Here is a 26,378-nt window from a genome sequence, read left to right as displayed (position 1 = left end):
CGTTTTTGGTGCCCGCCTTTAGCCAAGTCTGGCCAAAGTGGCTTGCAAGCCCGCCAAGGTTTTATCAAGTACGGCTGCCTTGAACCCGTGTGGCAGTTGGGCTTGGGTGTTGGCGATGGCTTGCGGTGCTTGGGTCACGATTTCTTCGATCATGGCGTCCACATCGGCTTGGAGGCCGCAGATTTTGGCGGTGCTGACCAAGTGGCGTGGCTGCACTTCTTTGTGCAGGTAATGCTTGTTTTTTCCCAAAAAAGCCATGGCCAATTTGAGCTTGTGCAGGGACCATTGGTGGGGGCCGGGTCCTTCAATGGGCCAGATGGACATGACGTCGTACAGCGGAGCCAGTTTAAATTGGCCTTGCGGCAAGATCTGGATGCTGAAGTTTTTGGCGTGGCCATCGGGTGCGGCCAGCAGCCAGAACAAAATCTGGCTTTTCATGAAGTGGCGCAAATCGGTCTGGGCTTGTGTTGAGCGCATCAGGACTTGGGCAATGTCTCGCACACCAGGGCCACCATCGGCTTCGTATTTGAGGTGCGATGGCAGGCCTAGGGCCTGACAAAAATCTTCTTGCGGCAGCCGCATCCACCATTGACCGGATGAATGCAGTTGCCGGTCAAAGCGCTCGACGGCCAACACGCGTTGCGTGCCAAAGCTGAGAACGGCGCAACGTGCCACGGGCAGACCGAATTCACGCAGCAGCGTCAGGCACAGCCATTCGTTGTCGACCGAGCTGCTTAGGTCCACTTTCTGGTTGCCGACCAAGCCCAGTGGCATTTTGAGGATGTGGGTGGTGGGTGTGGTGCCTTGGGGTCGCATCCACTGGCCTTGATGCCAGAGCAGCGCTGTTTTTTCCTGTGCGCCAGCCAAGGAGATGCGCAGATCGTCATCGCTGTTGGGGCTGCCCAAAGCCCCGGAGGGGTTGACCACGCGCAGCAGGTGTTGTTCAACGTCGGACTCGCTCATGCGGGTGCCTTCGATTTGGGTCACGTTGTGTGGCGTTTCGTCCTCTCCCAGCAATTGCACAGCACCCACGCAGTCGCGGCCGATGGCGCGCAGCAAATCAAACGCATCGGTCGAGGCGGTTTTGAACCGTGTCGCCAGCCGACGGCGGATGGCCTCGTTGTCGGGCAGCAGGTTGTCGAAAAAATGCGCGACCGCTGGACCCTTGAGCGGGCTGTTGTCCATGCCAAAGGGCAACGACAGTGAAAGCGGCCTGCCAGCGGGGGCACGCATCCAGTCGGTGTCGTATTGCAAGGACATGCCGGCGCGGCCACCCATGCGCCAAGTGCCCACGCGCACGTCGTTCGTCCAGATGGACAGTGCCTGGGTCTGGGCGGGTCGACCCATGTCACCACTCCGGCGCGTCGCTGTCCCGCGCAAGCTGGGCTTGCGGTGCGGTGTTCTGACGCGGTTGAATGGTGAGCTCCAGACCCAGGACATTTAGCACAGACAGCAGCTGCCCCAGACCGATGTTCTCGGGCTGTTGCTCAAAAGCAGAAATGCGGCTTTGACTTAGCCCCACCCGGGACGCCAGTTTGGTTTGGCTGAGCTGGCTGGTTTTGCGGGCGGTTTTGAGAATTTGCCCCATTTGTATGGGGGTGACGAGGGTATGCGGCATGGCATTTGTATCCGTGAAGCGAATAAAAACAATATACCCGCAAATCGAATAAATTCCAAATATTCGAAAAACGAATCAAGTCGCCTTGACCCGCACCCCACCAATCACCCCCGCTACCAGCAATGCAATGCCCGCCAGGGTGAGTGGTTCTGGCCATTGGCCGCGCAGCATAAACGCGTAGCTGAGCGCGGCCAGGGTTTCAAACACAATGAGCTGCCCGGCCAGTGCGGTGGGCAATCGTTGGCTGGCGGCGTTCCAGCACAAGGTGCCCAGCCAGGAGGCGAACAGGCCGATGGCCATCATGAGGCCAATGAATTCGAGGGGGCGTGGGCCCAGTGGCATGGGCATGGGGTCGTTTGTGGCGAGGGTCCAGAGCCAAAACGCGGCATAGCCCAGCAAAGCCAGTGGCAAGGTGGCCATGCCTTGTGCTGTGGCCCAGACGCGTGGATTGCGATCGGGGTGGCCACGCAGCCAATCGGCGTTTTTAAGCGGGTACCAGGTCCAGCAGACCACCGCCCCCACGGCCAGTGCGGCCCCGGTGATGTAGCGCGTGGTGTCGGCTGCCGGATTCTGCACCAGTGCGGTCCATTCCACATGGTTGACGCAGGCGATGCCCAACAAGATGAGGGCCAGCGGTGGCGCCAACTTGAGCCAAGGAAAACGGCCGTCGCGCTGGTGGTTGAGCAGGTTGGCCGCAACGGCGATCACCACCGGCAGTGTGCCGATGATCATGGTGGGCAAGGCACCGCCCGCACGCTGGATGGCGCTGGCCAAAAACAGGTAATACAAGACGTTGCCGATGGCCGCCAGTTTGAGGGCGGCCAACCAGTCGCTGCGTGTCAGTCGCCGGATCTCGGTGCGGTCCATGAATGCCAAGGGCAGCGCAATCAGGCCAAAGGCCAGATACCGGCCAAAGGTGTGCAGGGCGGCGGGGTAGTCGGGCAGCATGAGCGGCCCCACAAACACCAAACCCCACATGAGACCAGCGGCCAAGGAAAACAGGATGCCACTCAGCATGGGCGGTGTCTCGTGGTGGGTGAGCCTTCAATCGGTCTTTGGTATTTCATCATGGCTTGGATTATCGGACTGAGTCTGGGCATGCCTGGGCGCTGGTTTGTTGATCAGCTTATCGCCTCGAAGACCCGTACTTCAATGGGGCTGTTCAGCGTTGTTCCCGAACAAGGGGAAAACACCCATGGTGAGGGCGGCTTGGCATGGGTATCTTCGATGTCGCCATGTGAGAGTGGCTGGGTGTTTGGGATTTGAGAAAAACGGAGACAGGGAATGACCGCAACGCAATGGCAAAACATCTTGGTGCTGTGCACCATCATGGGTTTTGCAACGATGGAATATGTGAGCCGACGTTACAAAAATACGGTGACCGCCACGGGCAACGACACCAAGCTGGAGGTGTTCATGTTCCTGAGCGTGCTGGCGATCACCCAGCCCTTGGCGATTTTTGTCACGTCCAAGCTGGGGCACGCTTGGTTTCCAGACTACAAAAACGCTTTGGCCGATTTGCCTTGGTGGGGCATGGTCGGTATTTTGTTGGTGGCCGATGACATGACGCAGTATTGGTGGCACCGTTTGTCGCATTCGCCTTTGTTGTGGCCTTTGCACCGGGCGCACCACTCGGCCGAGTACATGAGCATTCGTGTCACTTTCCGCAACAACTTTTTCTATTACCTGATGATGCCGGGCTTGTGGGCTGCCGGTGCTCTGTTGTACTTGGGCTTTGGCGGCATGGTGTATGCGCTTTACATCGCGGTGAAGTTGCTGGTCATCCTGGGTGCGCACTGCGCGTGGCGTTGGGACGAGCCGCTGTACCGGGTGCGGGCCCTGCACCCCCTCATGTGGGTGTTGGAGCGCACCATTTCGACCCCGGCCACGCATTGGGCACACCACGCCATCACCAATGAAGACGGTGTGGGTCATTACAAAGGTAACTTTGGCAACTTGCTGTTTTTGTGGGACATCATTTTTGGCAGCGCCCACATCACACGCCAATACCCTGCGCGTGTTGGATTGATCGACGACAAGTTGTTTGGGCAAGAGCGTTGGTACCACCAGATGCTCTACCCGGTGTTGCAGTCCAAGCGTGAACATTCTGCTTTGCGCGTGGGGGGCTCGATCTACGCAGGTCCGGAAACCTTGGACACAAAATTTTGATCTACCAAGCCTTGTGCTTTGTCATTTCGGCCTTGAGCCGTGTTTCAGAGTGCACAGTGGGTGTTGTCAAAGGGCGGCGGCACACGCTGGATTGTGTTGAGCACCTTGGGTGTAAAACGGTTTAAGCCCGCCAAGCCGGCAGTTGCCAGTTGCGCCAAAGCGCCAGCGCGCGCAAACCCACCGTGACCACCAGGCAGCCCAGCAAAGCCACCCACCCGGGCGCGTCGGTGAACCACAAACCCACATAAGTCCAGCCGCCCGCAAAGGCGCAGACTGCGTAGGGGCGGTGGTCTTTGAAGGCGGTAGGGATTTCGTTGCACACCATGTCGCGCAGCACGCCGCCAAACACGCCGGTGATCAGGCCCATGAGCACGGCCACCACCGTTGGCATGAGGGCCTGCAGTGCTTGGTGTACGCCGGTGGCGGTGAACAGGCCCAGGCCCAGCGCGTCAGGCCAGAGGATGGCTTTTTCGGTGACTTCAAAGTGGCGCTGGCGCATGAAGGCCATGGCGAGTACACACAGGGCCAACACACCCCAAAGCATTTCGGTGTGTTGCACCCAGAAGAAAGGGCGTTGGTCCAGCAGCAAGTCGCGCAGTGTGCCGCCGCCAAATGCCGCCAAAAAAGCGACCACACACACGCCCACCGCGTCCAGCCGTTTACGCGCCGCTTCCATCAGGCCCGAGAGGGCAAAGGCGGCGGTGGCCGACAGCTCGACCAGCAGGCGAAGGGTGTCTCCCCAAGATTGAATTCCGTACATGTTGGGGATTATCGATGTTGCTGCATCGAAACCCAAAGCGTCGGACCTGAAGGTGCCGACCTACAGAGACGCGGCTTTTTGTAGGTCGGCGGCTTCAGCCCCGACATGTCATTGCGCCGGATCTGGCCATGTCGGAGCTGAAGCTGCCGACCTACAGGGACGCGGCTTTTGTAGGTCGGCGGCTTCAGCCCCGACATGTCATTGCGCCGGATCGGGCCATGTCGGAGCTGAAGCTGCCGACCTACAGGGACGCGGCTTTTTGTAGGTCGGCGGCTTCAGCCCCGACAAATTTTAGAGCCACACTTGACGATAGCGCCCTTGCGCGTCGTGGTCCTGGGTTTGTTTGGCTGGATTGAAGCGTCTGCCCACACGCGGGTCGGTGCCTCGGCCGCTCACGTACAACCAGTTGCCTTGGTTGCTGCACACGTCAAAGTCCACCAATTGCGATTCGAACCAGGCCGCGCCCGCACGCCAGTCGCAAGACAGGTCGTGCACCAGAAAGCTCGCCACGATCTGGCGCATGCGGTTGGAGGTGAAGCCCGTGGCCGCCAGCTCGCGCATGCCCGCGTCCACGATGGGCTCGCCGGTTTGCCCGTTGCACCAGCGTGCAAAGTCTTTGGGGAAGTGCGAGGGTTGGGGCAAGTTCGACAAGCCCCGTGCCGCATAAAGTTGCGGGCCGTGTTGCCGGTGCAGCATGCGGAAGTTGTCACGCCACAGCAGCTCAAACCACAGCCAATAGGTGCCCTCGTTGCTGCCGTGCTGCTTTTCGTAGGCCTGCAGCGCTGCCCAGATGCGGCGGGCTGACACCGCGCCCGTGGCCAGCCAGGGTGACCAGTGGCTGCTGGTGTGCTGGCCTTGCAGGGCGTTGCGGGTTTGTTTGTAGCGGTCGGGCCAAGGCGGGGTGAAGTAGCTTTGAAGGTGGGCCAAGGCGCTGGCCTCGCCGCCCCGGCAGGTGGCTTGTGTGTAGGGAAAATTCGAGCGTGGATGCGTGTCGCCCCCGGTGTGGGCTTGCAGCAGCGTGAAGGGGTTATCGGTCCAGCCGGTCAGGGTGGTCAAGTTGTCACTCGGTGGTGCGGGCAAGTGCGTTGGCGAGGGCAGTGGTGTCAAGGGCTTGAGCCGCGCCGATTCGATGCGTTGGCGAAACTCGGTGAACACTTGCGGCATGTTTTCGGCCGCAAAGGGCAGGGCGTCGGGTTCGATCAGGCTGGACTGCCACAGTGTTTTGACCGTGAGGCCCACGTTGAGCAGGGCCTGCACCTGGGCTTCTTCTTCGGGCGCAGCGATGTCTTCGCAAAACACGGTGTCCGCGCCAACATGGCGGGCGCAGGCGGGCAGCACATCGGCCACGGGGCCATGCAGCAAGACCAGTTGCTGATTCAGTGCCTGTAATGAAGTTTGCAGGTCTTGCAGTGTGTCGGCCACAAAGCGCCTGCGGTGCACGCCCATGCGGCGAAAGCCCCAAGCGGTGGGCGCGTCTTGCACGGGTTCGTGCACATACACCAGCAGCAGGGCTTGACCATGGGCCTGGGCGTGCTCAACTGCTTTCTGGAGTGCATGTTGGTCGTGCAAGCGCAAGTCGTTTCGAAACCAGAAAAGGGTGGTGTGCATGGTTTTAAAAATCAAAGCCCAGCTGCTTGCTGGGTGGGGTGTTGACATCGGATGACGGACGCGTTTTTCGGCGGGTGGTCTTGGGGCTATCGCTGTCACGGTCTCGGGTGAACACATCACGTTGAGCGCCGCTGCCGTGTTTGCGTGAAGCGTGTTTTTCAACGATGGCTTTTTTGCCCGCTTTCACACCGGGTTCGGCCCGTCGGGCGTGCAGTGCGGCTTTGGCGCTGCGCGTGGCTTCGGCCAAATCCACCACGGGCAGGGGAATGTCGGCGTCTGGCCCGCTGCCCACCGTCAGGCCGCAGTGGCGCAACACCTCGGGGGGCATGAGCCAAGGCTCAAACAACCAGGTGTCGGGCACGCGGCGCATGTGGGGCAGCCAGCGGCGCACAAAAATGCCTTTGGGGTCGTGGTCTTGCGCTTGTTTGATGGGGTTGTACACCCGTGTGGTGTTGATGCCGGTGGTGCCCGACTGCATTTGCAACTGGCTCCAATGGATGCCGGGTTCGTAGTCCAGAAACTGCGTGGCCAGCCAATGGCCCACGGGCCGCCAGTCCAGCCACAGCGGGTAGGCTGCCACCGACACCAGCATGGCCCGCATGCGAAAGTTCAGCCAGCCGGTCTGGTGCAGCATGACCACACAAGCGTCCACCATGGGCCAGCCGGTCCGGGCCGAGGTCAGGGCCGCAAAGTGCGCATCGTTCCAGCCGTCTTCGCGCAGGCCGTCGTAACCCCGATGCATGTTGCGCCATTCGATTTCGGGCTCGCTTTCGAGCTTTTGGATGAAGTGGCAATGCCAATACAAACGGCTGATGAACCCGACCAGACCCGCCCGGTGCCTGCTCGCTTGCGGCGGCAAGGCATCGAGCGCCGCGCGGGTGGCCTGCACGACCTCGCGCATGCTGATGCAGCCCCAGGCCAAATAGGCCGAAATGCGTGAACAGGCGGTGGGCGAACTCAACGGCGATGAGATGCCACCTCGGTAACCCAGCGCCCGCACATCCAGAAAGCTGTGCAAGGTCTCCAAACCCAGGCGACGCCCACCGCGCTGGCGCTGGCCGGGGTTGTGCTGCAGGCCGGGTGGCGGTGTCATCACTTCGGGGCCAAAATTTCCAGGCGCGTGAAAAAAGTGCAACCTGGGCAAGACCGCTTGTGGCGCGGCCATGTGCGCTTCCCAGCGGGCTTGCCAGGTGTTGCGGCTTTTCAGGCGTCGCACCACGCCAAACTGAGGCAACTCGGTCCAGCCCACGCCCTCACTGCGGCACCACGCGCCCACCTGCAGATCGCGCTCGTAGGTGAAGGCGTTGCCGGTTTCTTGGTGCGCCACCAGTTCGGCAAACGGCGCTTGTGCGTGCAGGGTCGCCAGCACCTGCACTGCAGGGCCCACGCGCACCTGCAAGCTGCCGCCCAGCGCCTGCAAGTCTTGGTGCAGCTCTGTCAATGATTCGCGCACAAATTCAAAGTGCTGCAAAGCCGCATCGGGCTGCGCCCACAGACCCGGCTCGACGATGTACAGGCACAGCACCGGCCCTTGCGTGGCGGCATGCGCCAGCGCCGCATGGTCGTGCAGGCGCAGGTCGCGTTTGAACCAGACCACCCGGTATGTCATGGCTGGCTGTTCTGGATGGAATGCCCCGGTCCCAGTCCGCTTGGCCCCGTGCCGTAACGCGTTGAATCGACAGTCACACACGAGAGCAATTCAGACGGCAGATCGGGCGCTTGTTGGCGCAGGTAGCGGCGCACCAGGTCACCGCTGTGCCAAGGGGCGGTCGATCCGCTCCACACCGCTTGGTCTTGTACCTGCCACTGACCGCCCTTCAGGCGCAAGACCACCAGACTGGGGTGGAGCGTGTCAAAGGCCACCTCGGCCACAGTCCATTCCCCCCATTGTTGCAACTGCAAAGCGCGTGCACTTTGCGAGTCGGGCGGGCTGTGTTGCCGGATCACTTTCAGCACCGCATGGGCGGTGGGGTCCTCTGTTGACAAGGCGCGAACGTCGGTGCAATCACGACGCCATTGCAGCATCTGATCTGCCCCCCATCCACGCACATCGAAGCGCAAGCCATTCACCTCCAGCAAGCCTCGGCTGTCCTGTTGGACCCAGTCCACATGGCTGTCGATCACCAACAAGCTGGTGAGCACAACAAGCACAGCACCGACATGCCGTTTCATGCGAGTTCACCCCCGCTCAAATGCGCTGTGCAAAGGGGGGCTTGATGCAGGTAACAAAGAAAATCAGCCCATTTTGTGAATATCAAATAAGTCATTTTCGGCTAATTTCAATTGATTTGAAAATTAAGAGTTGTTTTGTGACTGTGTGGTCATAGAATATCTCATCGTTAACGGAGAACGTCATGATCCTCAAGAAAACAGTCAAAGCCCTTGATATTGCTGTGTTCATCACGTCGCGTGCGGTGGTCAAGCCCGTGACCACTGAAGAGATTGCCAGTGGCTTGTCTTTGTCGTCTTCGTACACCGAATCCATTTTGAAAGAGCTGCGTGAAGCTGGTTTGATCCGCGCCCACCGAGGCCCAGGGGGCGGTTACCAGATTCGGGGCAATCCTGAAGACATCAGTTTGTGGGATGTGGTCAAGCATTTTGAAGAGGTGCACAGCTTCGATGCGCTTTACCCGCAAGGGGGGCATCCCATGAAAAACCTGGAATCTGACATTCAAAGCACCATGCAGTCCTTGCTGCAGGCGCAAAGTCTGTCCGATGTGGCCGTGCCCTTCATGCCACGGGATGCGCGTGTGACCTCGATGATGGGTCAGTTCCGACTCAAACCCCTGCCTGCCCCGGTCATGCCCCGTGCGCCGAACTCGGTGTTTCAGCTCAGCATGATGATGTAAGGCATCAATTCGGGACCCAGGCAAACTCGCGCAGTTGGGCCAGGGTCACGAACTGCAAGGCTTTTTGGTGGGTGCTTTCAAGGACCACATGGGGTGCCACACCGGCTTGAAACGCTTCGAGCCATCTCAAGGCGCAAAGACACCAGCGGTCTCCGGCTTTCAGTCCCGCAAAACGGTGCGATGGGCGAGGCGTCATCAAGTCGTTGCCACGGGCGCTGGAGTAATCCAAAAAGGCTTGGGTGACTTTGGCACAAATCACATGGGTTCCCACGTCTTCGTCGCTGGTGTTGCAGCAACCGTCCCTGAAATAACCGGTGAGTGGGTCATAAGAGCAAGGCATCAATTCGCCACCGAGAACATTCAAGCCGGAGCGAGTCATGGGATTCCAAATAAAAAGTGAGCAATCGCACTATTGTGTGGTGCTTGGGTGTGTTGCTGTGTCACACGCGGGCAATAGGTTCCCACGGTGCAGGGTTTTTGGAGCCAAGTAGGCAGATACACACATGACAGCTGCAGGTGTGTGGGGCCAGTAAGATCATTTCAAAGCTGTCGCACCATGAACTTTCCGCTGATCACTGATCCCTATTTTTACGCCATTGCCGCGCCTGCGGTGGTGATGCTGGGTTTGAGCAAAAGCGGTTTTGGCGCAGGTTTTGGATCGCTGGCGGTGCCCCTGATGGCGCTGACGGTCACTGTGCCCCAGGCGGCTGCCATCTTGATGCCCGTCTTGTTGGTCATGGACTTGTTGGGCATGGCGGCGTTTCGCAAGGATGTGGACAAGGCTTTGCTGCGGTTCATGCTGCCCTTTGCCATGCTGGGCATTGTGATCGGGGCCCTGTTGTTCAAACTGCTGGACGCCAAGCTGGTGGCGGCCATTGTGGGGGCTTTCACCTTGCTGTTTTTGGCACAGCAAATGCTGTTCAAGCCGCGCTCTGACAGCCCACCGCCGCCTCCTTGGTTGGGCGCTGTTTTGTTGACCACGGCGGGATTCACCAGTTTCATCTCGCACGCGGGTGGGCCACCGGTCAATGCGTATGTGATGCGCTTGAAGCTCAAGCCGATTTTGTTCACTGGCACCATGGCATTTTTGTTTTTCTTCATCAACATGGCCAAGTGGCTGCCTTACGCGTGGCTGGGTTTGCTGGATCTGCGCAATTTCGCCACGTCGCTGGTGCTTTTGCCCTTGGCCCCCTTGGGGGTGTGGTTGGGTGTTCGCTTGGCTCGGCGCATCAACCCCGCTCTTTTTTATCGCTTGATCCGCTTGGGCATGTTCCTCACGGGGTGCAAGCTCTTGTGGGATGGCTTGCGTTAGCCAGCATTTTTATTACAACGAGGAGATTTTCATGAAAGCAGCCTGGTACAGCCGCAATGGCGAAGCCCAAGATGTGATGGTGTTGGGCGATTTGCCCAAGCCCAGCGTGCAAGCTGGCGAGGTTCTGGTGCGCTTGGCGACTTCGGGTGTCAACCCCTCGGACGTCAAGTCGCGCCGCGCACGCCCTGTGAGTGACCCTTTGATCGTGCCCCACAGCGATGGGGCCGGCGTGATCGAAGCCGTGGGTGAGGGCGTGCCCGCTACGCGAGTGGGTGAGCGGGTCTGGATCTGGAATGGTCAGTGGCAGCGCCCTTGGGGCACTTGCGCCGACTACATCGCTGTGCCCGCCGCGCAGGCGGTGCAACTACCTGACAGCGTCGATTTTGCCGCTGGAGCCTGCATGGGCATCCCCGGTTTGACGGCGGTGCAGGCGGTGATTTTGGCGGAGCGCTTGAGTGGCGATTTGCGTGGGCAGACGGTGCTGGTCACGGGGGCCTCATCGGCCGTGGGCCACTACATCACCCAAATGGTGACGCAGCTTGGAGCTCGGGTGATGGGCACCGTTGGCTCTGAGGCCAAAGCGGCCCATGCCCAAGCTGCAGGCCTGCAAGAGGCGATTTTTTACAAAACTGAGTCAGTGCCTGAGCGGGTCAAGGCCTTGACCCAAGGCCGAGGTGCCGATGTGATCATCGACATGGATTTTTCGACCACAGCGGCTTGGGCCAGTGAGGGGGCTTTGGCTGCGCACGGGCAAGTGGTGTGCTACGGCTCCAACGCGCTGTCTGTTCCGCTGCCGTTTCGGCCTTGGTTGTACCAATCGATGGGTGTCAAATTTTTCCTGGTCTATGACCTGACGCCTGCGGATCGCCAAAGGGCGGTGACCCGCTTGTCCGGGCTCTTGGCTGCTCAGTCATTGCAGCACAGCATCGGGGCGCGGTTTGCGCTGGACCAAGTGGCCCAGGCGCACGTCACGGTTGAAGCCGGGCAAACGGTGGGCAATGTGGTGATCGATCTGTGAGCCCTGCTTGGCGCTGATGGATCTGGCCGCCCGCACAGCACAGCGCGGCACTCCCGCCATCGGCTTGGGGGGGTAGACCCCAATGGGGCTGGGTTTGCCGTTATGCTTGACGGGCTGCTTGTGTTCCTTGTTTTTGCATTGGTTTTTGATCGTCCATGGCTACATCTCCCAAATCGCTTTCGGGCCTGGCCCCGTTTTTCAAGCCCTACCGCATGGCCATGGGCTTTGCCGCTTTGTTTTTGTTGCTGGCGGCAGCGACCACACTGGCGTTCCCTTGGGTTTTGCGGCAGTTGATTGACAAGGGTTTGGCCAGTGGTGCTTCGGCCGAGCAGTTGTCCGGCAATTTTTTGCAGCTGTTTGGTGTGGCCGTGGCTTTGGCGGTTTTTTCTTCGGGGCGCTACTACACCGTGAGTTGGCTGGGTGAGCGCATCACAGGCGACCTGCGTAATGCGGTCTACGGCCATGTGCTCAAGCAAAGTCCTGCCTTTTTTGAAACCACCCAGTCGGGCGAAGTGCTCTCGCGGCTGACCAATGACACCACCTTGGTGCAAACCGTGGTGGGGTCTTCGTTCTCGATGGGCTTGCGCAATCTGGTCATGGGAGCGGGGGCGCTGATCATGCTGGTGTGGACCAACCCGGTGCTCATGTTGCAGGTGGTGGCCGTGTTGGCAGCGGTCATTTTTCCGAGCGTGTATTTGGGCCGACGCGTGCGGCGTTTGTCGCGAGCCAACCAGGACCGGGTGGCCGATTCGAGCGCCATTGCCTCTGAAGTGCTCAATGCCATCAGCGTGGTGCAAAGTTACACCGCCGAGGGCCGTGAAACCGATCGTTTTGTAGCGTCCACCGCACGGGCCTTGGGCACGGCGCTGGGGCGCATTCGGGCACGCGCAGTGCTGGTGGGCTTCATCATCATGGCCTCCAGTGCCGTGCTGCTTTGGGGTTTGTACATGGGCACGCTGGCCGTGCGGGCAGGTACCAGCACGGCGGGCCAGCTGGGCGAGACGGTGTTTTACGTCATCTTGCTGGCCAGTGCCTTTGCGGTGCTGGGCGAGGTTTATGGTGATTTGTTGCGAGCAGCCGGTGCGACCGAGCGCTTGATGGAGTTGCTGCACACCGAGTCCAACCTCAAGATGGCTGCTCAGCCGCAAAAAGCGCTCTGGCCGCAAGGGGGCTCATCCTTGCACCTCGAGTCGGTCCGATTTCATTACCCTTCGCGCCCCGACACCTGGGCGCTGGACCAGCTTTCAGGCCAGATCCACTCCGGGCAGACTGTGGCCGTGGTGGGCCCCAGTGGTGCCGGCAAAACCACTTTGTTTGATTTGTTGATGCGCTTTCACGACCCGCAATCGGGCCGCATCGTCCTCGATGGCGTGCCGATTGAGCAAATGGACCTGCACGACTTGCGTCACCGCATGGCCATCGTGCCCCAGGAGCCAGTGATTTTTTCGGGCACAGTCATCGAGAACATCCGCTATGGCCGACCCGAGGCCAGCTTGGAAGAGGTGCACGCCGCTGCCGAGGCGGCTTATGCGCAAGAGTTCATCCGCGAGCTGCCCGAGGGTTTTGACACCTATTTAGGTGACCGGGGCGTGCGTTTGTCGGGTGGGCAGCGCCAGCGCATCGCGATTGCGCGGGCCATTCTCAAAAACCCCCCACTTTTACTGTTGGACGAAGCCACCAGTGCGCTGGATGCACAAAGCGAAAAAATGGTGCAAGCCGCACTGGACAAAGCCATGGTTGGGCGCACCACCTTGGTCATTGCCCACCGCCTGGCCACGGTGCAACGCGCCGATGTGATCTGGGTGCTCGAGCGTGGCCGGCTGATGGAGCAGGGCACACACGCCGAGTTGCAAGCCAAAGGCGGCTTGTATGCCAGCCTCGCAGCGCTGCAGTTCAACGCCGTTCACTGAGGGCCTTGGCCTGCGGGTCAGGCTTGCACGCCCGAAAAAAAGCCGCTTTGCAGCGGCTTTTTGGGGCAACTGAAAAAGATCAGTTGCGGTTGTCGCGGTAACCGCTGCCGTAGCCTGTGCTGGGCTCTTTGGGCTTGGAGATGTTCACCACAATGGAGCGACCACCGACCGACATGCCATTCAGGCCTGTGATGGCAGCTTGCGCTTCTTCAGCGCTGGACATTTCAACGAAAGCGAAGCCTTTGGAGCGACCGGTGTCACGGTCCATCATGACTTTGGCTGACAAGACGCCGCCAAACTCGGAAAAATTTTGACGCAAGCTGGCGTCGTCGATGGTGTAAGGCAAGTTGCCTACGTAAATTTTGCTGCTCATGGTTGAGCCTTTCAGAGAGTGGCAAGCCAGTTTTGAGGACAAAACGGCTTGCAGGGGAAAAGCGGTTTCTGAGAAGATTCCGCCAGGAAAAGTGCCTTGCCTTGCGGCATGGGCACATTTATGGGGTGCTTGGGCTTGTTTGTAGCCAGTCGCGTGTCAGGTCAAGAACCCGACGTGCCGCCAGTTGGGTTGAGGCACATGGTTTGGGGCCCTCGTTGTGCTTCAAGTCCAGGCCTTGCAGACTTGCCAACACATGCCGAGAAAGGCAACGCGCTGGCTTGCGGGCGTGGACCCCATTGAACGGAGATGTCGGCGGCAAAGCGACGGTGGTGCCGGTGCGGGGAGTCAGCTGAGAAATCAAATCAAACAAATGGCAAACCATCCAGGGGTTTGCTGAGAGCTGTTGAGAAAAATACAGGTCTTGCAGCTCAGCAAGACGTGCAGTTCGAGTTCAATCGAAAAAAACAATCTGGCAACATTTCAGACCATAAAGCCTATGAAAACCACCAGAAGGACTTGATCATATTCCTCTTTTGACTATAAGTCAATTTCTTTATTTCAAATGGTTTTAATCCGAGGGCGAGAGAGCACTGCAAAAACGCGGTTCAAGTGTGAAGACCGCCAGGCCGTCACAGCAGGCCATTCATATAAAATGAATCATGATCAATCGAAAAGGCATCATCCTCGCAGGCGGCTCCGGCACCCGCCTGTACCCCGTGACCCAAGCGGTGAGCAAGCAGCTCATGCCGGTGTACGACAAGCCCATGGTGTATTACCCGCTGACCACGCTCATGCTGGCGGGCATCCGCGATGTGCTGCTCATCAGCACGCCGCAAGACACGCCACGTTTTGCCGAGCTGCTGGGCGACGGCAGCCAGTGGGGCATGAACATCCAGTACGCGGTGCAACCCAGCCCCGACGGTTTGGCGCAAGCCTTCATCATTGGCAAGGATTTTGTGGGCAACGATCCGAGCGCCTTGGTGTTGGGCGACAACATTTATTACGGCCATGACCTGGTCAAGCTCTTGGCCAATGCCAACCAGCGCAGCAGCGGAGCCAGCGTGTTTGCCTACCATGTGCACGACCCTGAGCGCTATGGTGTGGTGGATTTTGACGCACAGCAGCGGGCACTGACCATCGAAGAAAAGCCCAAGACGCCCAAAAGCAACTATGCCGTCACGGGCCTGTATTTCTACGACCAACAGGTGTGCGACATCGCCGCTGACATCCAGCCCTCGCCACGCGGCGAGCTTGAAATCACCGACGTGAACAAACGCTACCTGGAACTGGGTCAATTGAACGTCGAAATCATGGGTCGTGGCTATGCCTGGCTGGACACGGGCACACATGACAGTTTGCTCGAAGCCGCGGGCTTTATTGCCACGCTGCAAAAGCGCCAAGGCCTGATGGTGGCTTGCCCTGAGGAAATTGCGTTCACGCAAAAGTGGATCGACGCGGCGGCCGTTCAAAAACTGGCGGCCCCCTTGGCCAAAAACGGCTACGGTCAGTATTTGCTGAACTTGCTCAAATGAATGCCTCGCAAGTCGGTGGTTTGAACGCCGACTTGCGTGTTTGAAAAATCCATCTCGGGGCATTGGCCTCCGACCTCGCAGGTTCCACGTCATGCCTTACACCGTCACCCCCACCGCCATCCCTGAAGTTCTGATCCTGGAACCCCAGGTGTTTGGTGATGCGCGTGGTTTTTTCTTCGAATCCTTTAACCAGCGTGACTTTGCCGAGAAGACCGGTGTGAACCTGCCTTTTGTGCAAGACAACCACAGCAAGTCGGCACAAGGCGTGCTGCGCGGTTTGCACTACCAGATTCAAAACCCCCAAGGCAAGCTGGTGCGGGTGGTGCAGGGCCGGGTTTTTGATGTGGCGGTGGATTTGCGCCAAAGCTCAGCCACCTTGGGCCAATGGGTGGGGGTGTACCTGGATGCGGACAAACACCAGCAACTGTGGGTGCCACCAGGCTTTGCACACGGCTTTGTGGTGCTGAGTGAAACGGCCGAATTTTTGTACAAAACCACCGATTATTGGTACCCCGCGCACGAGCGCAGTCTGCGCTGGGACGATCCCACCCTTGGCATCGAGTGGCCCATGCAGGGCCTGCCTCAATTGGCGGCGAAAGACGCAGCAGCGCACCTGTGGGACCAAGCCGAAAAATTTGCCTGAAGCTGGCTCTCAATACCCCTTGGGATTTTGCGACTGCCAGCGCCATGCGTCTTCGCACATGCGCTCCACACCCAACTGGGCCTGCCAGCCCAGAGCTTGGCGGGCCAGCTCGGTGTCGGCATAGCAGGCCGCCACATCGCCCGGGCGGCGTGCAACAAACCGGTAGGGCACGGGCACACCTGTGACGCGTGCAAAGGTGTCGGCCAATTCCTTGACACTGACACCGCGCCCAGTGCCCAGGTTGACCGTGATGCTGGCTTGCTGCTTTTCCAGGTAATTCAGCGCAGCCAAATGGCCCAAGGCCAGATCGACCACATGGATGTAGTCGCGCACGCCCGTGCCATCGGGCGTGGGGTAGTCCTGGCCAAAAATGCTCAAAAACTCGCGTTGACCCACCGCCACCTGGGTGATGAAGGGCATCAGGTTGTTGGGAATGCCGTTGGGGTGTTCACCGATGCGGCCGCTGATGTGCGCCCCCACCGGGTTGAAGTAACGCAGGATGGCCACTTGCCAGCGGGCATCTGAGGCCTGCAGGTCGCGCAAGATGTCCTCGCACATGAGTTTGGTGCGCCCATAGGGGTTGGTCACGCGCAAAGGGCTGGCTTCGTGGATGGGGACCTGATCGGGGTCGCCATACACCGTGGCCGATGAACTGAACACGATGCGGCGAACGTCTGCTCGGTCCATGGCTTGCAGCAGGGACAGGGTGCTGCCAATGTTGTTGTCAAAGTAGCGCACTGGCTGAGCCACCGATTCACCCACGGCTTTGAGGCCAGCAAAATGGATCACGCCCTCGATGGGGTGGTCTTTGAAAATCTGATCGAGTGCCGCACCATCGCGCACATCGGCCTGCACAAAGCTCAAGTGCCCACTGGCCAGCGCTTGGATGCGGCCCAGCACCTCGATGCTGCTGTTGCCCAGGTTGTCCACGATGACAACGCGGTGACCCGCGTTCAGGAGTTCAACGGCAGTGTGCGAGCCGATGTAGCCCGCACCCCCCGTGATGAGAATGGTTTTGGACATGGTCGCTCAAACCACCACGGAGATTTTGCCAGCCGCGTCGCGCGCCCGTTGCAGCGCGTTGGGGCCTTGGGCCAAGGCCACGGCCATGCGCCTGTAAGGCCGGGTGGTGGGCTTGCCAAACAAACGCACATCGACACCGGGCTCGCTGAGCGCCTCTTCTACGCCGGTGAAGCGGGGGTGTGTGCCTTCCTTGTCGGCCAGCACCACGGCGCTGGCGCCTTCCACGCAGTCGATCTGTGGAATCGGCAGGCCCAAAATGGCGCGGGCGTGCAAATCGAATTCGCTCAGGTTCTGGCTGATGAGTGTCACCATGCCGGTGTCGTGTGGTCGGGGGCTGAGCTCGCTGAAGATCACTTCGGTGGGCGTGACAAAAAACTCCACGCCAAACAGGCCTGCGCCGCCCAAGTCGGTGGTGACTTTTTCGGCCATTTGCTGCGCCGCGAGCAGGTGCTCGGGTTTCATGCCCTGAGGCTGCCAGCTGTACTGGTAATCGCCGCGCTCTTGCACATGGCCAATCGGCGGGCAAAACAGCGTGGGGCCTTTGCGCTGACGCACGGTCAGCAGGGTGATTTCATAGTCAAAGTGAATGAATTCTTCGACGATGACTTTTTGGCGGTCACCGCGCATGCCCGCGCAGGCATAGTCCCAGCTGGTTTGCACATCGGCCGCTGTTTTGGCCACGCTTTGGCCCTTGCCCGATGAGCTCATGACCGGCTTGATGACGACCGGAAAACCGATGTCGGTGGCGCGGGCCAGCAGTTCGGCGGCCGAATCGGCGTAGCTGAACTTGGCGGTGCGCACGCCCAGACCCACGGCCACGTCGCGGATGCGGTCGCGGTTCATGGTCAGGTTGGCGGCGCGGGCGCTGGGAATGACTTCAAAGCCTTGTTTTTCCACGTCCAGCAGCACTTCGGTGCGGATGGCTTCGATTTCAGGGACGATCAAATCGGGCTGGTATTGGGCAATCGCGGCGCGCAGTGGGGCTTCGTCGAGCATGCTGAACACGCAAAACTCGTCGGCCACTTGCATGGCGGGGGCACCGGCATAGCTGTCGCAGGCGATGACGTGGCAGCCCAGGCGTTTGGCGCTGATGACGAATTCTTTGCCAAGTTCACCAGAACCCAAAAGCAGTATTTTTTTCATGGGGATAAGAAGGGTAGAGAGAGCACAAAGTCCCTCATTGTTGCTCAGTTGCCTGACACACAGCCTGCAGATGTACCGATCTTGACCTGGATCATGGGGGCAAACCGCACCGGTCCCCACAATGGGCCGCATGAATGCTGTTTGGACCCGGATTCGCCAACATGGCGGCCAATTGTTGTGGGGCGTGCTGTTCCTTTTTTTGGGCGCTGCCGCACTGCGTTGGTGGGTGGGGCCTCAGGTGCAGACCGAGGCGGTGCAACCCCGTGATTTGCTGCAAACCGTGGTGGCCAGTGGCCGCGTAGAGACACCGCACCGGGTGGACATCGGTGCGCAAATCACAGGGACGGTGGCGCGTGTGCCTGTGGCCGAAGGGCAGGTGGTCAAGGCGGGCGATGTGCTGATTGAATTGGTCAGCACCGAGTTGGCTTCTGCCCAGCGGCAGGCCGAGCAGACTGTGATGCAGGCCAAGGGCCGACTGCGGCAGTTGAACGACTTGCAGGGGCCGGTGGTGCAGCAAACGCTGCGCCAGGCCCAGGCCAGTCTGGACGCGGCGCGGGCCAGCGGGCAGCGCAGTTTGGCTTTGTTTGAGCAGGGCTTCATCGGCCAGGCGGCGCTGGACGAGTCGCGCAAGGCCTTGGCCTTGGCCGACGCCCAGGTGTTGGCCGCTCAAAAGCAAGTGGCCTCGACCCAGGCTGGCGGCGCAGAGCACAGCTTGGCCGTGGGTGCTGTGGCCGAGGCGCAGGCCAACGCCGAAGCCGTCAGCGCCAAGGCCCGCTATGCGGTGATCCAAGCCCCCGTGAGCGGGCAGCTGATTGGCCGCAGTGTGGAGGTGGGCGATGTGGTGCAAGCGGGCAAGGTGTTGATGACTTTGTCGCCCGAAGGGGCCACGCAGCTGGTGGTGCAGATCGATGAAAAAAACCTGCGTTTGATCGCATTGGGGCAGCAGGCGCTGGCCTCGGCCGATGCCTATCCGCAACAAAAATTCAAGGCCCAGGTGGCCTACATCAACCCCGGCATCAATGCCCAGACGGGCGCGGTGGAGGTCAAGCTCGATGTGACTGAACCGCAGCCCAACTTGCGGCAGGACATGACCGTGTCGGTGGACTTGGTGGTGGCACGCAAAGCGCAGGTGTTGGCCTTGCAAGTGGGGCACATCAACGACATCAACGGGCCCGCGCCTTGGGTGTGGCTGCACGATGCGGGCCGAGCGGTGCGCCGCCCGGTGCGGCTGGGCTTGCGCGGTGGCGCGTGGGTGGAGGTGCTGGACGGTTTAAGCGAGGGCGACGCTGTGATCCTGGTGCCTGAGGGTTTGACGAATGCGCTGCGTCAAGGCCAGCGCCTGCGTGCGCAACCTTGATCGGGCCGCAGCATGTTCAAGCCTTGGGTGCCCTTTGAATGGATTGTGGCCATCCGCTTTTTGCGTGAAGGCCGCATGCAGACGGTTTTCATTTTGGTGGGCGTGGCCATTGGGGTGGGTGTGATCGTGTTCATGTCGGCGCTGATGGCGGGCTTGCAGGGCAACTTCATTGCGCGGGTGCTGTCGGCGCAGGCGCACATTCAGCTTTTGCCGCCCCAAGAATTCACCCGCACTTTGCACACGGCCACGCCCAGCGAGGTGAATGCCGCCATCGTGCAGCCGCCTTTGCAAAGGCTCAAATCGATTGACCAATGGCAATCCTTGATCACCACGGTGCGCGACATGCCCGATGTGACGGTGGTCTCGCCCGTGGTCGGTGGCTCGGCGCTGGCGGTGCGCGGCAGTGCCAGCCGGGCGATCGGCCTGACCGGGGTGGAGCCTGAGGGCTATTTCCAGATCGTCAAGCTGCCCGAGAAAATCGTGCGTGGCACCCCGCGCCTGACGGGGCAAGACATGCTGATCGGCACCGATCTGGCCAGCGACTTGGGCGTGGATGTGGGCGACAAACTGCGCGTGACCAATGCCGCAGGCGTGGCCACCACCTTGACCATCAGCGGCGTGTTTGACCTGGGCAACAAAGGAGCCAACCAGCGCAGCACCTTTGTGGCGCTGCGTACGGCCCAAAGCCTGCTGGGTTTGCTGGGTGGGGTGACGAGCATCGAAGTCACCGTGCGCGATGTGTACGCGGCCGAAGTCATCGCCCAGCGCATTCAGGCGGCCACCGGGGTGCAGGCCGACAGCTGGATCAAGACCGGGGCACAGTTTTTCGCTGCCGTGAGTGCGCAAAGCACCGCCAACACGGCCATCCGGTTTTTTGTGGGCTTGTCGGTGGCCTTTGGTATTGCCAGTGTGCTGGTGGTGTCGGTGGTGCAAAAGTCGCGCGAGATCGGGATCCTACGTGCCATGGGCATTTCACGCGGGCAGGTATTGCGCGTGTTTTTGTTGCAAGGCGGTTTGCTGGGCTGGGGCGGCGCGGTGCTGGGCTGCGTGGTGGGTGCTTTGGGGCTGGTGCTGTGGCAGCACCTGGCCTTGAACGCCGATGGCACGCCGCTGTTTGCGCTGGTGCTCGACCCGACCTTGTTTGTGCTGGCGCTGGGACTGGCCACGCTGACGGGCTTGGCTGCCGCTTACGCACCAGCTTTGCGGGCGGCACGTCTGGACCCGGTGGAGGCCATCCATGGCTAGCGCGGATGTGGTGGTGCGCTTGCAAGGCGTGCGCAAGGCCTTCAATGTGGGCACCGGCATCGAGACCGAGGTGCTGCACGGCATTGACTTGACGCTGCACCGGGGCGACTTTTGTGCGGTGATGGGGCCATCGGGCTCGGGCAAGAGCACCTTGCTCAACATCATCGGTTTGCTGGACCGGCCTACCTCGGGCTTGCTGCAGATGGCAGGCGAAGAAACCACGCTGCTGGCCGACCAGGCCCTGACGCGCTTGCGCGGGCACCACATTGGCTTTGTGTTCCAGTACCACCACCTGATCTCGGCCTTTACCGCGCTTGAGAACGTGATGATGCCCCTGCTGGGCGCGGCCGGTTTCCCTAACCGCGAGATGCGCGAGCGGGCCGAGGCCCTGCTGGAGAGCGTAGGTCTGACGCCCTGGAAAAACAACATGGCCAACAACATGAGCGGTGGTCAGCAGCAGCGCGTGTCTTTGGCGCGGGCCTTGGCCATGAACCCGGCTTTGCTGCTGGCCGATGAGCCCACCGGCAACCTGGACACCAAGAGCGCCGATGCCGTGTTTGCGCTGCTGCGCCGCATCAACCAAGAGCAGGGCACCACCGTGCTGCTGGTCACGCACAACCCCGAGCTGGGCAGGCGCTGCGACAAGACCATCCAGGTGGTGGATGGCCTGATCCAGACGGATTGAGTCGAGTTTGATGAAGTGTCGTGCAACGGGCATGTCCTGCACTGTGCAGGAGCCCCGCCCTCGGGGCGATGGTGCGTGGTCTGCGAGGGTTTTCGCGACGGGGGCGTCGCTCCTACAGGGGGCATGCCGTGCAACTTGATCGCGAAGGGGGCGTCGAGCCCACAAAGGGCATGCCCTGCATTGTGTAGGAGCCCCGCCCTCGGGGCGATGGTGTGTGGTCTGCGAGGGTTTTCGCGACGGGGGCGTCGCTCCTACAGGGGGTATGCCTTGCAACTTGATCGCGATGGGGGCGTCGAGCCCACAAAGGGTATGCCCTGCATTGTGTGGGAGCCCCGCCCTCGGGGCGATGGTGCGTGGTCTGCGAGGGTTTTCGCGACGGGGGCGTCGCTCCTACAGGGGGTATGCCCTGCAACTTGATCGCGACGGGGGCGTCGAGCCCACAAAGGGCATGCCCTGCACTGTGTAGGAGCCCCGCCCTCCGGGCGATGGTGTGTGGTCTGCGAGGGTTTTCGCGACGGAGGCGTCGCGCCTACAGGCAGACGCAGGTTAACAGGCGGTTGCAGCTTGGGCGGCAATGCCTTGCAGTTGGGCGGCCGTCAGGCGGTTGCCGTGTTGGCTGACCACGGCCGCCGCGGCGCGGTTGGCCAGTGCTGCAGCTTGCGCCGGGCTTTGGCCGTGGGTGATGCCGTACAAAAAGGCCCCGGCAAACATGTCGCCTGCGCCATTGGTGTCCACCGCTTGGGTGGGCACGGCGGGCACTTCGATGCGCTGAGCGCCTTGCACCACGATGCAGCCATTGGGGCCGCGTGTCAGGCAGACCGTGCTGGCCAAAGCCGACAGCTGGGTGATGATGGCGTCCAGATCGGTCGCGCCGCACCAGGTTTGTGCTTCTTCTTCGTTGGCAAACAAATAATCCAGACCGTCGCCGATCATGGCTTCCAGGCCTTGGCGGCAGAAGTTGATCATGCTCACATCGCTCAGGGTCAGCGCGGTTTGCACTTGGTGCTCGGTGGCGATTTGGCGGCCTTTGACGGCGGCTTCGAGGCCTGTGGGCGAAGCGGCCAGGTAGCCCTCCATGTAATAAATCTTGGACTTGGCGATGTCTTGGGGGTGCAGGGCGCTGGCGTCCAGTTGCGAGGTGGCACCGAGGAAGGTGCACATGCTGCGCTCGGCATCGGGCGTGACCAGCACCATGCAGCTGCCGGTCTGGCCTGCTTGCGCAGCGGTGTGGCTCAGGTTGGTGGCCACACCGTTGGCTTGCAGGTCCTGGCTGTAGAAGGCGCCAAGTTCATCGTCTGCCACGCGGCACGAATAAAACGCTTTGCCCCCCAGTTGGGCCAGCGCCACCACGGTGTTGCCCGCCGAGCCGCCACCCGTGCGGCGGGCGTGCAGGCCTTGCACATGGGTGAGCAGTTCGGCGCGTTGGGCGGTGTCGATCAGGGTCATGTGGCGCTTGCTCACGCCCATGGTCTGCAGCAAGGCGTCAGAGACTTCGTATTCGGTATCGACCAGGGCGTTGCCGATGGCGTAGAGGTGGTAGTGGGACATGGCCAGTATGAAGATTCAAAACCATCGAGTTTAGCGGGGACTCACATCAAACCCTGCTCGGCCATGGACAAGGCCTGCCCTTGCCCCACGATGATGTGGTCCAGCACGCGCACATCCACCAAGGCCAGCGAGGCCTTGAGGGTTTGGGTCAGGTGTTCATCGGCGCGACTGGGCTGCACTGAGCCACTGGGGTGGTTGTGACTGAGCACCACCGCCGCAGCCTGATGGTGCAGGGCGCGCATGACCACTTCGCGGGGATAGACCGAGGTCTGGCTGAGCGTGCCGCGAAAAAGCTCTTCCATGGCCAGCATGCGGTTTTGGCTGTCCAAAAACAACACTGCAAAAACCTCGTGGTTTTTGTGTGCCAGCTGCAGCTGCAGGTACTGTTTGACAGCGCCGGGCGTGTGAAAAGCCTCGCGTTCCTTGAGGCGCTGGCTCAGTGCACGGCGGGCCATCTCGAACACAGCCAGCAGCTCGGCCTGCTTGGCAGGCCCAAGACCCTTGACCTGTTGTAGCGATGGCACGGTGGCATTGAGCAAGCCCGCAATGCCATCTGAGCCCAACAGCTCTTCGGACAGCTGAAACACGTTTTTACCCGCCATGCCGGTGCGCAGCAAGATGGCCAACAGCTCCACATCGCTCAGCGCCTGAGGGCCTCTGGCCAGCAGTTTTTCGCGCGGACGCGCATCGAGTGGCAAGTCTTTGATGCTCATTTGAACGCCCCTCCCCGGAGCTGCCTGGAGTCCTGCTTGCCCCTTTTTGTCCCTGAGGTCAGGCAGGTTGGTCAAGCTTTTTACAATAGTGCCTTCTTTATGCCTGTTTCACCGCTTTGGCGGCATTCCAGAAAACCCTTATGTCCATTGTCGAACCCGGTTCCTTTTTGACCCTTCACTACCGCCTGGCCGGGCCGCAGGGGGACATCATCAACACTTTCAACGAAAAACCGGCGACTTTGTCCCTAGGCTCGGGCACCTTGTCGCCCGCGTTGGAGCAGCGCTTGTTGGGCCTGTCCGAAGGGACCCGGGCGGTCATGGACATCCCGGCGGGTGAAGCTTTTGGCGACCACATCGCCGAGATGCAGCAATGGGTGGCCCGCAAGCTATTGAACGAACTGGGCGACCCCACTGAAAAATACGCGTCAGGCGATGTGGTGCAGTTCCCCACGCCGGACGGCTTGGGTTCGTACGCCGGAACGGTGCTGCAAGTGAACGAAGAGGGTGCGGTCTTGTTTGACTTCAACCACCCTTTGGCTGGTCAGCCTGTGACCTTTGAAGTCGAACTGATTGGGGTGCTGTGATGACGTCTGAAGTGCTGTTGGCAGAACCCCGTGGCTTTTGCGCCGGGGTGGACCGGGCGATCGACATCGTCGAGCACGCGCTCACCAAGTTTGGCCGCCCCATTTATGTACGCCACGAGATTGTGCATAACACCTATGTGGTCAACGACCTGAAGGAAAAAGGCGCGATCTTCATCGAAGAGCTGGCCGATGTGCCGCCCGGGGCCACGCTGATTTTCAGCGCACATGGCGTGAGCCGGGCCATTCAGGATGAGGCCGAGCGACGCGGTTTCCGTATTTTTGACGCCACCTGCCCGCTGGTGAGCAAGGTGCATGTGGAGCTGGCCAAGCTGCACAAAGAAGGCTACGAATTCATCATGATCGGCCACAAGGGCCACCCCGAGGTCGAAGGCACCATGGGCCAGCTCGACAGCGGCATCCATTTGGTGGAAGACGTGGAAGACGTGGCCAAAGTGCAACCCGCCCAGACCGAGTTGCTGGCGGTGGTCACGCAGACCACGCTGAGCGTGGACGACGCCGCCGAGATCGTGGCCGCTGTCAAAGCCCGCTTTCCACAGGTGCGCGAGCCCAAGCAGCAAGACATTTGTTATGCCACCCAGAACCGGCAAGACGCCGTCAAGTTGATGAGCCCGCTGGTGGATGTGGTGATTGTGGTGGGCAGCCCCACCAGCTCCAACAGCAACCGCTTGCGCGAGCTGGCCGACCGCTTGGGCACGCCCGCCTACATGGTGGACAGCGCGGCCGATTTGCAGGAAGCCTGGTTTGAAGGATCGCAAAAGGTAGGCCTGACTGCGGGTGCCTCGGCGCCGGATGTGCTGGTGCAAGAGGTGATTGCACGCTTGCGGGCGATGGGCGCGGTGTCGGTGCGCACCCTGGACGGCATTCAGGAAACCATCAAGTTCCCGCTGCCCAAGGGCCTCAAGCTGGACGCCACAGAAAACTCGGAACCCGGCTCACTACAATCCCCCCATGCTTGATATTGTTCTACTCCGCAAAGATCTGGACGCCGTTGTCGCGCGTTTGCAGACCCGTAAAAATCCTCAACTCTTCCTGAATGTGGACGCCTTTCGTGCTTTGGAGGGCGAGCGCAAAACCCTGCAAACCCGCACCGAAGAGCTGCAAAGCCAGCGTAACAGCCTGTCCAAGCAAATTGGCATGCTCAAGGGCAAAGGCCAGCACGCCGAGGCCGATGCGGTCATGGCCCAGGTGGGGGCGATCAAAGACGAGCTGGACGCTTCGGCCCAGCGCCTGGAGGTGATCCAGACCGAATTGCAGACCCTGCTGTTGGCGGTGCCCAATTTGCCGCACGAGTCGGTGCCTGTGGGCGCGGGCGAAGAAGGCAACGTCGAGGTGCGCCGCTGGGGCACCGTGCGCAGCTTTGACTTTGAGCTCAAGGACCATGTGGACATCGGCGGCCCGCTGGGTCTGGACTTTGAGACCGGCACCAAACTGACCGGTTCGCGCTTCACCTTCATGCGTGGCCCGGTGGCCCGTTTGCACCGGGCGCTGGCCCAGTTCATGTTGGATGTGCAAACCCAAGAGCACGGCTATACCGAGTGCTACACGCCCTACATCGTGAACGCCGATACGCTGCGCGGCACGGGCCAGCTGCCCAAGTTCGAAGCCGATTTGTTTGCCGCCAACAAGGGCGGCCAAGAGGGCGAAGAAAGCCAAGCGCTGTACCTGATTCCCACCTCTGAAGTGACGTTGACCAACGTGGTGCGTGACGAGGTGCTGGCCGAGAGCGATTTGCCTATCAAGCTGACAGCGCACACCCCGTGCTTCCGGTCCGAGGCGGGCAGCGGCGGGCGTGATGTGCGTGGCCTGATTCGCCAACACCAGTTTGACAAAGTGGAGATGGTGCAGATCGTGCATCCCGAGCACAGCTACGAAGCGCTCGAAGCCATGACCGGCCACGCCGAAGCCATTTTGCAAAAGCTGGGCCTGCCCTACCGCGTGATGAGCCTGTGCACCGGCGACATGGGCTTTGGCGCGAGCAAGACCTATGACCTGGAGGTCTGGGTGCCCGCGCAAAACACTTACCGCGAGATCAGCTCGGTCTCCAACTGCGAGGCCTTCCAGGCTCGCCGTTTGCAGGCGCGTTTCAAAAATGCCCAAGGCAAGAACGAGCTGGTGCACACCCTGAACGGCTCGGGCCTGGCTGTGGGTCGTGCGCTGGTGGCTGTGCTTGAGAACTACCAAAACGCCGACGGCTCGGTCACCGTGCCCGAAGTGCTGCGACCTTACATGGGCGGTCTGCAGACCTTGATTGCCTGATAGAATATCGG

General features: G+C 60.7%; 26 protein-coding genes. 13 read left to right on the top strand and 13 right to left on the bottom strand.

Going from position 1 to position 26,378, the window contains the following annotated elements:
- Positions 1 to 18: 18 nt before the first annotated feature.
- The 3 genes from AMM41_RS02645 to AMM41_RS02635 all read right to left on the bottom strand — a co-directional run bounded on the left by AMM41_RS02645 (position 19) and on the right by AMM41_RS02635 (position 2,635).
- Positions 19 to 1,347, bottom strand: a complete 1,329-nt coding sequence (locus AMM41_RS02645) for a type II toxin-antitoxin system HipA family toxin (protein WP_089952784.1) — start codon at positions 1,345 to 1,347, stop codon at positions 19 to 21.
- Between the two features lies 1 nt (position 1,348).
- Positions 1,349 to 1,618 (bottom strand): helix-turn-helix domain-containing protein, encoded by a 270-nt coding sequence (locus tag AMM41_RS02640; RefSeq protein WP_089952782.1) that lies wholly within the window; start codon positions 1,616 to 1,618, stop codon positions 1,349 to 1,351.
- A gap of 75 nt (positions 1,619 to 1,693) precedes the next feature.
- Positions 1,694 to 2,635: a DMT family transporter gene (locus AMM41_RS02635; protein WP_089952780.1), complete on the bottom strand. Its 942-nt coding sequence runs from the start codon at positions 2,633 to 2,635 to the stop codon at positions 1,694 to 1,696.
- A gap of 267 nt (positions 2,636 to 2,902) precedes the next feature.
- Between AMM41_RS02635 and AMM41_RS02625 the strand changes: the two genes are divergently transcribed.
- Entirely contained in the window at positions 2,903 to 3,787 is an 885-nt protein-coding gene (locus AMM41_RS02625) for a sterol desaturase family protein (RefSeq protein ID WP_089952776.1), read from the top strand.
- A gap of 121 nt (positions 3,788 to 3,908) precedes the next feature.
- Here the strand turns inward: AMM41_RS02625 and AMM41_RS02620 are convergent, their stop codons facing one another.
- The 4 genes from AMM41_RS02620 to AMM41_RS02605 all read right to left on the bottom strand — a co-directional run bounded on the left by AMM41_RS02620 (position 3,909) and on the right by AMM41_RS02605 (position 8,327).
- A complete protein-coding gene (locus AMM41_RS02620) occupies positions 3,909 to 4,547 on the bottom strand; it encodes a trimeric intracellular cation channel family protein (protein ID WP_089952775.1) in 639 nt (212 codons plus the stop codon).
- Positions 4,548 to 4,838: 291 nt separating this feature from the next.
- A complete protein-coding gene (locus AMM41_RS02615; protein ID WP_089952773.1) occupies positions 4,839 to 6,155 on the bottom strand; it encodes a DASH family cryptochrome in 1,317 nt (438 codons plus the stop codon).
- A gap of 4 nt (positions 6,156 to 6,159) precedes the next feature.
- On the bottom strand, positions 6,160 to 7,764 hold the full coding sequence (locus AMM41_RS02610) for a cryptochrome/deoxyribodipyrimidine photo-lyase family protein (RefSeq protein ID WP_089952771.1): 1,605 nt from the start codon (positions 7,762 to 7,764) through the stop codon (positions 6,160 to 6,162).
- Complete coding sequence (locus AMM41_RS02605) at positions 7,761 to 8,327, bottom strand: hypothetical protein (RefSeq protein ID WP_089952769.1); 567 nt, start codon at positions 8,325 to 8,327, stop codon at positions 7,761 to 7,763. The genes AMM41_RS02610 and AMM41_RS02605 overlap by 4 nt, the downstream gene beginning before the upstream one ends.
- A 182-nt stretch (positions 8,328 to 8,509) precedes the next feature.
- Between AMM41_RS02605 and AMM41_RS02600 the strand changes: the two genes are divergently transcribed.
- A complete protein-coding gene (locus AMM41_RS02600; protein ID WP_089952767.1) occupies positions 8,510 to 9,004 on the top strand; it encodes an RrF2 family transcriptional regulator in 495 nt (164 codons plus the stop codon).
- Positions 9,005 to 9,008: 4 nt separating this feature from the next.
- On the opposite strand, the gene AMM41_RS02595 is transcribed toward AMM41_RS02600, so the two are convergent.
- Positions 9,009 to 9,383 (bottom strand): DUF2237 family protein, encoded by a 375-nt coding sequence (locus tag AMM41_RS02595; protein ID WP_089952765.1) that lies wholly within the window; start codon positions 9,381 to 9,383, stop codon positions 9,009 to 9,011.
- Between the two features lie 177 nt (positions 9,384 to 9,560).
- Between AMM41_RS02595 and AMM41_RS02590 the strand changes: the two genes are divergently transcribed.
- The 3 genes from AMM41_RS02590 (at position 9,561) to AMM41_RS02580 (ending at position 13,244) form a co-directional block, all read left to right on the top strand.
- A complete protein-coding gene (locus AMM41_RS02590; RefSeq protein WP_089952763.1) occupies positions 9,561 to 10,316 on the top strand; it encodes a sulfite exporter TauE/SafE family protein in 756 nt (251 codons plus the stop codon).
- 31 nt (positions 10,317 to 10,347) lie between these two features.
- On the top strand, positions 10,348 to 11,334 hold the full coding sequence (locus AMM41_RS02585; RefSeq protein WP_089952761.1) for an NADPH:quinone reductase: 987 nt from the start codon (positions 10,348 to 10,350) through the stop codon (positions 11,332 to 11,334).
- A gap of 155 nt (positions 11,335 to 11,489) precedes the next feature.
- A complete protein-coding gene (locus AMM41_RS02580) occupies positions 11,490 to 13,244 on the top strand; it encodes an ABC transporter transmembrane domain-containing protein (RefSeq protein WP_089952759.1) in 1,755 nt (584 codons plus the stop codon).
- A gap of 79 nt (positions 13,245 to 13,323) precedes the next feature.
- Here AMM41_RS02580 and AMM41_RS02575 read toward each other — a convergent pair whose 3' ends face one another.
- Complete coding sequence (locus AMM41_RS02575; protein WP_089952758.1) at positions 13,324 to 13,617, bottom strand: RNA recognition motif domain-containing protein; 294 nt, start codon at positions 13,615 to 13,617, stop codon at positions 13,324 to 13,326.
- A gap of 662 nt (positions 13,618 to 14,279) precedes the next feature.
- Between AMM41_RS02575 and rfbA the strand changes: the two genes are divergently transcribed.
- Positions 14,280 to 15,149, top strand: coding sequence for a glucose-1-phosphate thymidylyltransferase RfbA (rfbA, locus tag AMM41_RS02570; protein WP_089953553.1), 870 nt, complete (start codon positions 14,280 to 14,282; stop codon positions 15,147 to 15,149).
- 91 nt (positions 15,150 to 15,240) lie between these two features.
- Positions 15,241 to 15,792, top strand: coding sequence for a dTDP-4-dehydrorhamnose 3,5-epimerase (gene rfbC, locus AMM41_RS02565; protein WP_089952756.1), 552 nt, complete (start codon positions 15,241 to 15,243; stop codon positions 15,790 to 15,792).
- A 9-nt stretch (positions 15,793 to 15,801) separates the two neighbouring features.
- Here the strand turns inward: rfbC and galE are convergent, their stop codons facing one another.
- Both galE and purT read right to left on the bottom strand, forming a co-directional pair.
- Complete coding sequence (gene galE / locus AMM41_RS02560) at positions 15,802 to 16,815, bottom strand: UDP-glucose 4-epimerase GalE (RefSeq protein WP_089952754.1); 1,014 nt, start codon at positions 16,813 to 16,815, stop codon at positions 15,802 to 15,804.
- 6 nt (positions 16,816 to 16,821) lie between these two features.
- Positions 16,822 to 17,958: a formate-dependent phosphoribosylglycinamide formyltransferase gene (gene purT, locus AMM41_RS02555; protein ID WP_089952752.1), complete on the bottom strand. Its 1,137-nt coding sequence runs from the start codon at positions 17,956 to 17,958 to the stop codon at positions 16,822 to 16,824.
- 130 nt (positions 17,959 to 18,088) lie between these two features.
- On the opposite strand from purT, the gene AMM41_RS02550 reads away from it, so the two are divergent.
- From AMM41_RS02550 to AMM41_RS02540, 3 genes are read left to right on the top strand one after another with little or no spacing between them, the layout of a single operon-like run.
- Complete coding sequence (locus AMM41_RS02550) at positions 18,089 to 19,315, top strand: efflux RND transporter periplasmic adaptor subunit (RefSeq protein WP_194944583.1); 1,227 nt, start codon at positions 18,089 to 18,091, stop codon at positions 19,313 to 19,315.
- 12 nt (positions 19,316 to 19,327) lie between these two features.
- Positions 19,328 to 20,560, top strand: a complete 1,233-nt coding sequence (locus AMM41_RS02545) for an ABC transporter permease (protein WP_089952749.1) — start codon at positions 19,328 to 19,330, stop codon at positions 20,558 to 20,560.
- On the top strand, positions 20,553 to 21,245 hold the full coding sequence (locus AMM41_RS02540) for an ABC transporter ATP-binding protein (protein ID WP_089952747.1): 693 nt from the start codon (positions 20,553 to 20,555) through the stop codon (positions 21,243 to 21,245). The genes AMM41_RS02545 and AMM41_RS02540 overlap by 8 nt, the downstream gene beginning before the upstream one ends.
- A gap of 546 nt (positions 21,246 to 21,791) precedes the next feature.
- Here AMM41_RS02540 and AMM41_RS02535 read toward each other — a convergent pair.
- Positions 21,792 to 22,793, bottom strand: a complete 1,002-nt coding sequence (locus AMM41_RS02535; RefSeq protein WP_089952746.1) for an adenosine kinase — start codon at positions 22,791 to 22,793, stop codon at positions 21,792 to 21,794.
- 41 nt (positions 22,794 to 22,834) lie between these two features.
- Complete coding sequence (gene radC, locus AMM41_RS02530; RefSeq protein WP_089952744.1) at positions 22,835 to 23,506, bottom strand: RadC family protein; 672 nt, start codon at positions 23,504 to 23,506, stop codon at positions 22,835 to 22,837.
- Positions 23,507 to 23,646: 140 nt separating this feature from the next.
- On the opposite strand from radC, the gene AMM41_RS02525 reads away from it, so the two are divergent.
- From AMM41_RS02525 to serS, 3 genes are read left to right on the top strand one after another with little or no spacing between them, the layout of a single operon-like run.
- The gene (locus tag AMM41_RS02525) at positions 23,647 to 24,090 is read left to right on the top strand and encodes an FKBP-type peptidyl-prolyl cis-trans isomerase (RefSeq protein WP_089952742.1); all 444 of its coding nucleotides are present in this window, start codon (positions 23,647 to 23,649) and stop codon (positions 24,088 to 24,090) included.
- A complete protein-coding gene (gene ispH / locus AMM41_RS02520) occupies positions 24,090 to 25,067 on the top strand; it encodes a 4-hydroxy-3-methylbut-2-enyl diphosphate reductase (protein WP_089952741.1) in 978 nt (325 codons plus the stop codon). Before AMM41_RS02525 ends, ispH begins: the two co-directional genes overlap by 1 nt.
- Positions 25,060 to 26,367, top strand: coding sequence for a serine--tRNA ligase (gene serS, locus AMM41_RS02515; protein WP_089952739.1), 1,308 nt, complete (start codon positions 25,060 to 25,062; stop codon positions 26,365 to 26,367). The genes ispH and serS overlap by 8 nt, the downstream gene beginning before the upstream one ends.
- The last annotated feature ends 11 nt before the right edge of the window (positions 26,368 to 26,378 follow it).

Source organism: Limnohabitans sp. 2KL-3 (assembly GCF_001269405.1).
Taxonomy (GTDB): Bacteria; Pseudomonadota; Gammaproteobacteria; order Burkholderiales; family Burkholderiaceae_C; genus Limnohabitans_A.
This window is presented reverse-complemented; position numbering and strand designations above follow the sequence as displayed.